Here is a 9,691-nt window from a genome sequence, read left to right as displayed (position 1 = left end):
CGTCCTCATCAGAAGGAGAGAAGGTGGGGCCGGGCGGGTATTCTTTGCCACGGAGGTGGCGGGCTGAGGGATATCAGGGCCGGAGACCTGCCCGGGACGATCATAAGGGGGGGTAACCGTTGTCATAACTGTTCCTTGAATGTAAAAAACATAACAATTAGTGAGTTATCATTGCTCTCTGGTTCCAGTTTTCTTTCAGGCTCGGGAATAACCTCTGTGGCGCGGGCATCCGTAGACAGGACGTTTTCAGCAAATGTGGGGCGGGGAAAAATGAAAGGTAGCGAGTAGATATTGAGTGCGTATCGGCAAAAAAGGTTTCAGACTCGCTGAATGCCGCTTCGCAGGAGGCTAACTTCAATCGTCTTACTTTTGCTACACGGGCATGTTGAGATATTACAGATTCCTGTGTCAGGTAATTGCCCGGGCGCCGATGTGAAGGCAACCCGGCAGAGTGCCATCGGCAACGGCGATGAGCTGATAATTCCACCTGGAAGCCGTGATTCCGCGAATATGGTGTAGGTGAATCTGGCTATCCTCCCCGTGCTGTCGTCCTGGCTCAATGAACACCATGATTTTTCGCCTGTTCTGGCTTCTCCTGCCTGACGGACAAAACTGTCGACGCTGAAAATGAATGGAGTTTTTAAGACTACTGCTCTTTTATTCCACTTTATTGACTCATCTTGAGGCTAATTCCGTGGTTCGCCTCACATTTAGCCGGGGGAGAGATATTTCTCGATGACTCCACTGTCATGAGTTTTTACTCTGAAGGTGCTTCGCTGAAGAGGCGCTGTACCCTTATATATCTAACGGAAATATAAAGCTAAAAACTATGGAGTCGTCTATGAGAATTATTCAGTCACCAGGGAAATACATTCAGGGCCCGGACGCGTTGTCCTCATTGAATAATTACATTCAACCACTGGGTTCACGCTGGCTCATTCTGGTCGATTCAGCTATGCAGCATCAGGTATCTCGCTTCTCCACAAAGGGGACAGATAATCTGCACTTTCATCTCGAACCTTTTCATGGACAATGTTCCCGTCTGGAAATCCAGCGCATCGCCGAACAGGCAGAAAGTCAGCGTTGCGACGGTATAATCGGTTTTGGCGGCGGTAAAGTATTGGATACCGCCAAAGCCGTCGCTTTTTATCAGCGCCTGCGCTCTGTAATGTTGCCGACCGTTGCCTCAACGGACGCGCCCACCAGTGCGCTGTCGGTGATTTACACCGAAGAGGGAGAGTTCGACCAATATCTGTTCTATCCAGCCAACCCGGATATGGTCATTGTCGATAGCACCATTGTCGCCAGTGCCCCGGTTCGCCTGCTGGTGAGCGGCATGGGTGATGCACTCTCTACCTGGTTTGAAGCTCAGGCATGCTATGAATCCCGCTCCGCTAATATGTCCGGCGGTCAGACTACCCGCGCAGCGCTGACGCTGGCACGTTTGTGTTATGAAACGCTACTACAGGAAGGTAAAAAGGCGAAAATCGCTGTGGAGCAGAAGGTCACCTGCCGCGCCCTTGAGCGCATTATCGAAGCCAACACCTATCTTAGCGGCATTGGCTTTGAAAGCAGCGGGCTTGCCGCCGCGCACGCTATTCACAATGGCCTTACCCAGCTTGATGACTGCCACCATTTTTACCATGGCGAAAAGGTCGCGTTCGGCACCCTGGCGCAGCTGGTGTTGCAGAACAGCAGCGATGCGCAGATCGATGAAGTGCTGGAATTCTGCATCTCTGTCGGGCTACCGGTCTGTCTGGAGCAGCTCGGCGTTACTGAAAATGTGCAGGAAAAAATGCGTCTCGTGGCAGATAAGAGCTGCAGCGAAGGCGAAACCATTTTCAATATGCCGTTCAGCATTACCACCGAAAGTGTATACAGTGCGCTGATTATCGCCGACCAGTTGGGCCGTCAGAAATTGGATTTGGCCGCTCAGGGATAACGCCCCCCGAATTTGAGAAAACGAAGGAAAAATTATGAGTCAGTTTTTTATGAATCAGAAGGCAGACCTGGTCAGTGAAGCGCTGGAAGGGATGCTGCGCGCCAGCCCGTTTAATAACCTGGCGATGCTGGATGCAGGGCAGGACATCCGTGTTGTGGTCCGCCGGGACTGGGATAAGCGTAATGTCGCGATTATTTCCGGTGGCGGCGCGGGCCACGAACCAGCACACGCGGGTTTTGTCGGCAGGGGAATGCTCACCGCCGCCGTCTGCGGCGACGTGTTTGCCTCGCCAAGCGTTGACGCGGTACTGAGTGCCATCATCAACGTCACCGGTGACGCGGGCTGCTTGCTCATCGTCAAAAATTACACCGGCGATCGACTGAACTTCGGCCTGGCGGCTGAGAAAGCGCGCAAACTTGGTTACCGCGTGGAGTTGGTCACAGTGCGTGACGACATTTCCCTCCCGAACAATCCGCAGCCGCGTGGCGTGGCCGGTACGGCGCTAGTGCATAAAATTGCAGGTTTCGTTGCCGAACAGGGAAAAAACCTTGAAGAAGTTACCGCAGCAGCGCAGGACGCGATCGCTAAAGTGGCGAGCATTGGCGTAGCCTTCTCGAGCTGTAACATTCCGGGAGAAAATCATGGCGATCGCGTGCAGAACGGCACCTGCGAACTGGGAATGGGGATCCATGGCGAACCGGGCGTTGAGACGCTACAACTCCAGACAGGGCGTGAGCTGGTCAGCTTGATGGTGGATCAACTGCTGAGCGCAACCGACAAATACAGCACCAAAGCGCTGCTGGTGAACAATTTGGGCGGTTTTTCAGCGCTGGAAATGTCGCTGTTGACGCGCGAAGTATTACTTTCATCGCTGGCCGATGACGTTGACCTGCTGATCGGACCTGCAACAGTTGTCAGTGCGCTGGACATGAAAGGCTTTTCTCTGTCGGTCATTTCGCTGACGGATGCCCTACGTGAAGCGCTACTGGCGCCGGTTGAAGCTGCCGGGTGGCCTGCAGCCATCGAGCCGAAACGTCCTGAAGTGCTGGCAGCAACCAACCGGCTTCCGGAGCATCATTTCATTCCCTCTTGCAATGAAACGGCGGGGGCCGTGCTGACAACAGTATGCAACACGCTCATTGCCGCAGAGCACACACTGAACGCGCTTGATGCACTGGTGGGGGATGGCGACACGGGTTCCACCTTTGCGGGGGGGGCCCGTCGGGTGATTTCCGCACTGGAGAAAGGGGCTCTGCCGCTCGATAAAACTGACGATCTGATGATTGCCGTCGGTGAGCATCTGGCCACTGCCATGGGCGGCTCCAGCGGTGTACTCATGTCGATTATGTTCAACGCCTGCGGACAAAAACTGGCGGAAGGATACACGCTCTCCGAGGCGCTGGCCTACGGTCTGAGCCGCATGCAGTATTATGGTGGTGCAAATATTGGTGACCGCACTATGGTCGACGCCCTCTCTCCGGCATTTTCCCGCTTTATGCAGGGGGCTTCGCTAGCCGAGGTTGCCGATGCGGCACGCATCGGCGCAGAAAGTACCTGCACGATGAACAAAGCAAAGGCCGGACGCTCTTCGTATCTTAACAGCGATAACCTTGACGGCGTGAAAGACCCGGGTGCATGTGCAGTGGAGCTGGTCTTCACCAGACTGGCCGAACTCTTCTCCAGAAAAGCAGATAGCTAATCCATTCCGGGAAGATAATTTACTATTAATTTTCTTCCCGATTTTTTTAACTTACCGGTTGGATTTCAATCTATTTACGTCTGCAAATTCAACTCGTTAATATACGAAAATATACAGAATTAGCTTTAAGGTGGAGGAACTGATTCCTGACTCGGATATGGTTGCTAAATATGTTGCTGCAACGTTAATGGGGAGTGGTTATCGAGATTTTCACTGGCGAATTTTTACGTAACCAGAATTTTTTCGGCGGAGATATTCTGTTTATAGCCATGATGGAAAACACCATGCAACTTTCGATAACTTTCCACTTTTAATGCACAAAAAACGTTTATTCCATTTTGGTTATATTTATCTGTGGTATGGTATCTTTTTTTCATCAGATATGCCCCTATGCATTGCTGCCGAAAATAAAAATATCAAACTTAAAGTATCAGGCTTTGTCGGGTTTTATTTTTTCATTAATCGTGGTAGTAGTGGTTTTTACATATTCTGTATGTTGATGCATGAGTGTTTTTAACCATAACTACAGATATTTCCTGTCCACTGTCTTAATTCTTGATCTCTCCTCTCTCTTTCACTGTTGTCAGCGGGTATATTCTCATCTTATTAATGCAGATGGGCCCTTTAAAATAGCACAGAAGGATTTATCACATTTACAAAATTGAATTAAGGGAATGCCATGCAAACGAAATTAACCTTATTGGCCCTGCTGGTGGGGGCGTCAGTGTGCTCTTCTGCTTTTGCGGCCGCGCCTGGTAAAGCATCTGTGAAAGATGGCTGGCAGCTGAAAAATTTAAGTATGGTCAAACACAACCCGTCAGGGGTCGGATATGCGCAGCGTGTTACCCGCAGTGCCGATGGGTTAAAGTTAAACATTTCCTGGGATGTATGGAATAACGACACTGCCAATAAATCCAGTGTGTTATTGAATGGCTCAAAGGTATGGACGGGTACTGGCAACATTAAAACTGCGCCGATAACCATTGCTAAAGGTGGCGACTACGCGTTAACCGTCGAGCTTTGTAATGATGATGGTTGCTCTGTGAGCGACCCGCTGGCTATGCAAGTGCTGGATACCGATGGCAGTGGTTCGCCTGTGCTTGATGCACCACTACAGGACCACAATAAACCTTATAAAAACAGCACCGGTAAGGTTGTAGGTACCTATTACACCGAATGGAGCCAGTACGGGCGTCATTTCCCGGTCGAAAAAATCCCGGCGCAAAACCTGACTCATATCCTCTATGGATTCATCCCGATTTGCGGCCCGAACGAGAGCCTGAACATTGAGGGGATGAGCGGCAGTCTGCAAACGCTAAAACAATCCTGCCAGGGGCAGCCTGATTATACGGTCACCCTCCACGACATGGGGGCCGCGCTGGACCATAACGAGCAGATCGGCGGCAACTTTGGCAAAATTATTGCTATGAAAAAAGCCAACCCTAATCTGAAAATCCTCCCTTCCATAGGTGGCTGGACGCTCTCCGATCCGTTCTTTGACATGCATGACGTGACCAAACGTGCCACCTTTATCAAATCAGTCAAAGTGTTCCTGCAAACCTGGAAGTTCTTTGATGGCGTGGATATTGACTGGGAATTCCCGGGCGGAGGTGGTGCAAACCCTGCGCTGGGCAACCCCCGGGATAAAGAGACTTATACAAAGCTGATGCAAGAGCTGCGTGCCATGCTTGACGAGTTGAGCAAAACGGAGCATCGCACCTATCAGCTCACCTCGGCGATTGGCGCAGGCGAAGCAAAAATTGCGGCCGTCGACTATGGCGCTGCGAAGAAGTATATGGATTACATCTTCGTGATGAACTACGACTTTGCTGGACATTTCGATTTACAGAATCTCAATCACCAGACTTCGCTTTACACCCAAAACGACATTGGCACGACCACTGTCCACAGCACTGAGAAAGCAATAGATGCGCTGCTGAAACAGGGTGTTGAGGCTAAAAAACTGGTTGTGGGTGTCGCTGAGTATGGCCGGGCATGGGCTGGCGTGGAACCTCGTGAAGCGGGTAAACCATTTACCGGCACCGCGACGGGCCCGATGATCGGCAACGCGCTGGGGGCAGATGCGAAAGGCGTGCTGCTGTCTCATGAGATTGAAAGTCATTACTCTTCAGGTGATTACAAAACGTTCTATGACAACAAAGCGCAAGCGGCATGGATCTATAATGAAAAAACCAAAGAACTTATCAGTTACGATTCGCCTCGTTCGGTAAAAGCCAAAGGCGACTATGTAACGCGCAAAGGTTTGGGGGGCTTGTTCTCCTGGGAAATCGGCAACAGCAACGGCAACTTGCTCAATGCTATGCATGAAGGGCTTGGCCACGGCGAAGGTACCACCGATCCGGAAAACCAGCCGCCGGTCGCCATTGTCCCGGGGGATCAACGTGTTTCCATGGGCGCTGCAGTTACGCTAGATGGTTCTTCCTCCTACGATCCTGAGGGGGAAAAGCTCACCTACGATTGGACCCAGCTGGCCGGGACGACGGTCAAGATGGATAACCCAAGCGCAGCAGTGGCGCATTTCACCGCGCCAGATGTAGCAGGTGATCTGGTGTTTTCACTGATTGTCAGCGATGGTGAGCATCTTTCCAAAGCGACTGTTGTCAAAGTGAGCGTTGAAGCGGGGGAGGCTGAAAACAACGCGCCGGTGATTAATATTGCCGGGCCGAAAGCGATCAATGTTAAGGGTTTAGAAACGGTGCACTTTGATGCCTCTAAAACCACTGATAAAGATGGCGATTCGTTAACCTTTAAGTGGAATATGTTGAGTGCTGAGGGGGAGGCGCCGATCCTCGCCGGGCGTGATTCTGCGGTACTGAGCGTCACCGCACCGAAGGTGGACAAGAAGCGGACTTATACCTTCCAGCTGACCGTCAGTGACGGGAAAGCGAACGTGAATTCTGAAGTGTATACCGTCAATGTATTGCCAGATGACACAGGAGACATTAACCACGCTCCGGAGGCGCATGCCGGTAAAAACCAGCAGGTTCAGAGCGAAAGTGAGGTTGTGCTCGATGGCTCTAAATCAACGGACAAGGACAATGATAAGCTGACGTACGTATGGACGCAGAAATCCGGCGCGCATAATGTCATTCTCAACGACAACGACAAAACATTCGCCCGATTTACTGCACCGAAGGTAGACCAGGATACCACGCTGGTCTTTACGCTGACCGTCAGCGACGGCAAGCTTAGCAGTAGTGCGGATGTGAACGTGACGGTAAAAGCGGGTGAAATCACCGATGGCTCCTTCACGGCAGGCACCGTCTACGTAATTGGCGATAAAGTCACCTGGAAAGGTAAGGCTTACCGCTGTTTGCAGGCCCATACCGGTGCGCTGCACTGGGCACCGGATGTCGCCCACAGCCTGTGGGTTGCTGAATAATCGCCAGTACCCTTGTTTAATCCTCCTGTAGGCGTTATGCCTATCAGCTAAGGATCGGTTTAACGATCCAGTGGCTGGGTAAGAATCCGGAAATGTTCTTTGTTTCCGGATTTTTTTATGCGTATTGCTCAAACCCTTGACCGTGTTTTTTATTCTGTCGTTAATCCTTAGTTCATCTCCCGCTCCTTTGCAGAGGCCAGTATGGGCATGCTGACCCACCTGGTTCTGGCTGATGCGGTACTGGATACCTTTCGATACCAGCATGTGTAATAACCCATATCCACCAGGGAGATGTAAACCTCGAGCAGGGGTGGACAGAGCTTCATCTTGAAGGCAGTAAAACGCACGGGGAGTGGAAGGTCCCGTTGGTTGCTCAGTTAAGGGTGCGATAACTTTGCTGATTATGCGTACGAGAGAATGCGGTGTTGGCCCGGGAGACTTACTGTTTGGCGTTAAACACATTATCTGGCCGTAAAGCCAGCCGTCTGTTTATAACTCAAAACAAAGGGGTGAGCCTCAGGGACGAGGCGAATACTAAAACGTCAGGAACGTTTTGAACAGCGCTTGCGCTGGCCCCAAAGGGGTGAGCCTCAGGGACGAGGCGAATAATCGAACTTCAGTTCGATGAAGAGTCCATTCCCCAAAAAGCAAAAAACCGCCTTTAGGCGGGTTCTTTAAATTTTGGTGCCGGACTCGGAATCATATCGACGATTAAGGTGATGTTTCTCTTTGGTTTCATTGAAAAAAGTCAGAATCAGCGCCCCCACTAAGGCCCCCATAAAAAATCGCTTTATTTTTGTGATGGTTATCACGAAAAATCGGTGTTTAAGAGTTGAGGCTTCGTTATGTGTGGAGTCAAGTCCACACATAGCGGATGGAACTCCACACATAACGGTTCGAGGTCCACATATAACGCCCGGTACTCCACACATAGCGGCGCTAAATAATCCATGCTGTATTACGCAGGCAAAGCTCCATCCCCCTTCGCATTGAACATTGTCCAAACATACATTTGATATGTTGGAACAAAGGTTTTTGAGATGATAAAAATTGGTGTGTCTTCTAATTGATAGATTCTATTAGTATTTTTGTTATACTTTTGAGATACCGTCATGCAGCAGTTGAGATAACTAAACATCATGGCTCAATTTAATCACTTCGAACTTTCGCTTCTGAACCCCAGCTTTGACTCCCCTCTGGTCGACGCGCTGACGGAACTGGAGATCCTCCGGCATCTGCGGCTGGAAACCGATGTTCACCCTATCCTGTTCGCGCAGTTGAAGGCCGTTTTCCACATGCTGGAGAGCCTTGGCTCTGCAAGGATTGAGGGAAACCACACCACGCTTGCCGACTATGTTGAAAGCAAGGTGGAAGGAACGCAGAGTTCGACGGACCAGCTTAAAGAAATCAACAACATTGAAGCTGCGATGGAGTTCATCGACGAATACCTGAGCAATGGCGATGACATAACGGAATATTTTATCCGCGAGTTGCATGGTCTGGCGGTAGCCGGGCTGCAACGGGAAGGCGACAGAACACCGGGTGCATATCGGCAACATAACGTCAGCATTGCCCAGTCTGACCATTTACCGCCGGATCACATTCGTGTTCCTGATTATATGGCGGAGCTGACCGCCTTTATTAATCGTGCCGATAAGCCAAAGTACGATCTGATGAAGATTGCGCTGGTGCATCACCGCTTTGGCTGGATACATCCCTTTGGCAACGGTAATGGCAGAACGGTCAGATTGCTGACCTATGCGTTGCTTATCAAGTATGGTTTTAACGTTCAAACGGGTGGTCGGGTTCTCAATCCGACAGCGGTATTTTGTAATGACCGCGAACGTTATTACGCCATGCTTTCATTAGCCGATAAGGGAACAGAACAGGGGCTCGAAGAATGGTGCTTATATGTGCTTTCTGGGATCTCCTCTGAGCTGAAGAAAGTTGATCAACTGACGAATCACGATTTCCTGAGCGAAAAGATCCTGTATCCGGCCATCGATTTTTCGTCGGAAAGAGGGCTGATAAATCCGCTGGAATCAAAGGTTCTGAAACGTGCGGTTGAATTGGGGACGATAAAAGCGGGCGATCTGCGTGCCGTTTTACCTGACCTGAAGCCGACGCAGGTGACTTATCAGCTTGGTAAGCTGATTGAGCGGGGACTGCTCCAGCCGGTAGAAGAAGGGGCGCGTACCTATACGGCGAAGTTTTCTAACTCATATCTGATTCGTGGGGTGATTAAGGTACTTCGGGAAGAAGGATTTATTCCCGATTTGTGATGTATGCCTGTCTTATATAATGCAGAGGGAAAACTCCCTCTGCTGATAATTTTTAAATATAATGTCATTATTGTTTATTGAAGCCACTCTTTAGGAATAAGCCCATCCCCCTCATTTTTCCAGTTCGCCACTTCATAGGTGTTTCTAACTTGCCCCCATATTGATTCACCAGCATGTTCCAGTACAATAACCTGAAAATTATAATTATTTTCCTCAATAGCATTTGACCCTGACCCAAGATCCTGCTCCATTCAGAAACAGAATTCCGGCATGATCTACACTCCCTGAACGGAGGTGGTGCCGATGAAAAAATCACGATTCACCGAAGAGCAGATTGTTTTTGCCCTGAAGCAGGCTGAACTGGG

5 protein-coding genes are annotated in these 9,691 nt (G+C 50.3%); 4 read left to right on the top strand and 1 reads right to left on the bottom strand.

The annotated features are described in order from the left end of the window. Positions 1 to 841: 841 nt before the first annotated feature. The 4 genes from VGM55_RS26445 to VGM55_RS26430 all read left to right on the top strand — a co-directional run bounded on the left by VGM55_RS26445 (position 842) and on the right by VGM55_RS26430 (position 9,326). Positions 842 to 1,942 carry a glycerol dehydrogenase gene (locus tag VGM55_RS26445; RefSeq protein WP_331637228.1) on the top strand — a complete coding sequence of 367 codons (1,101 nt, stop codon included), beginning with the start codon at positions 842 to 844 and terminating at the stop codon, positions 1,940 to 1,942. A 34-nt stretch (positions 1,943 to 1,976) separates the two neighbouring features. Next, the gene (locus tag VGM55_RS26440) at positions 1,977 to 3,641 is read left to right on the top strand and encodes a dihydroxyacetone kinase subunit DhaK (RefSeq protein WP_154189049.1); all 1,665 of its coding nucleotides are present in this window, start codon (positions 1,977 to 1,979) and stop codon (positions 3,639 to 3,641) included. 679 nt (positions 3,642 to 4,320) lie between these two features. Further along, entirely contained in the window at positions 4,321 to 7,044 is a 2,724-nt protein-coding gene (locus VGM55_RS26435; RefSeq protein ID WP_331637227.1) for a glycosyl hydrolase family 18 protein, read from the top strand. Between the two features lie 1,139 nt (positions 7,045 to 8,183). Continuing rightward, positions 8,184 to 9,326 (top strand): Fic family protein, encoded by a 1,143-nt coding sequence (locus tag VGM55_RS26430; protein WP_331637226.1) that lies wholly within the window; start codon positions 8,184 to 8,186, stop codon positions 9,324 to 9,326. Between the two features lie 74 nt (positions 9,327 to 9,400). Here the strand turns inward: VGM55_RS26430 and VGM55_RS26425 are convergent, their stop codons facing one another. Beyond that, complete coding sequence (locus VGM55_RS26425; protein WP_331637225.1) at positions 9,401 to 9,577, bottom strand: DUF3732 domain-containing protein; 177 nt, start codon at positions 9,575 to 9,577, stop codon at positions 9,401 to 9,403. Positions 9,578 to 9,691: the final 114 nt, after the last annotated feature.

Origin of the sequence: Cedecea sp. (assembly GCF_036500665.1) — a bacterium.
GTDB lineage: Bacteria > Pseudomonadota > Gammaproteobacteria > Enterobacterales > Enterobacteriaceae > Cedecea.
This window is presented reverse-complemented; position numbering and strand designations above follow the sequence as displayed.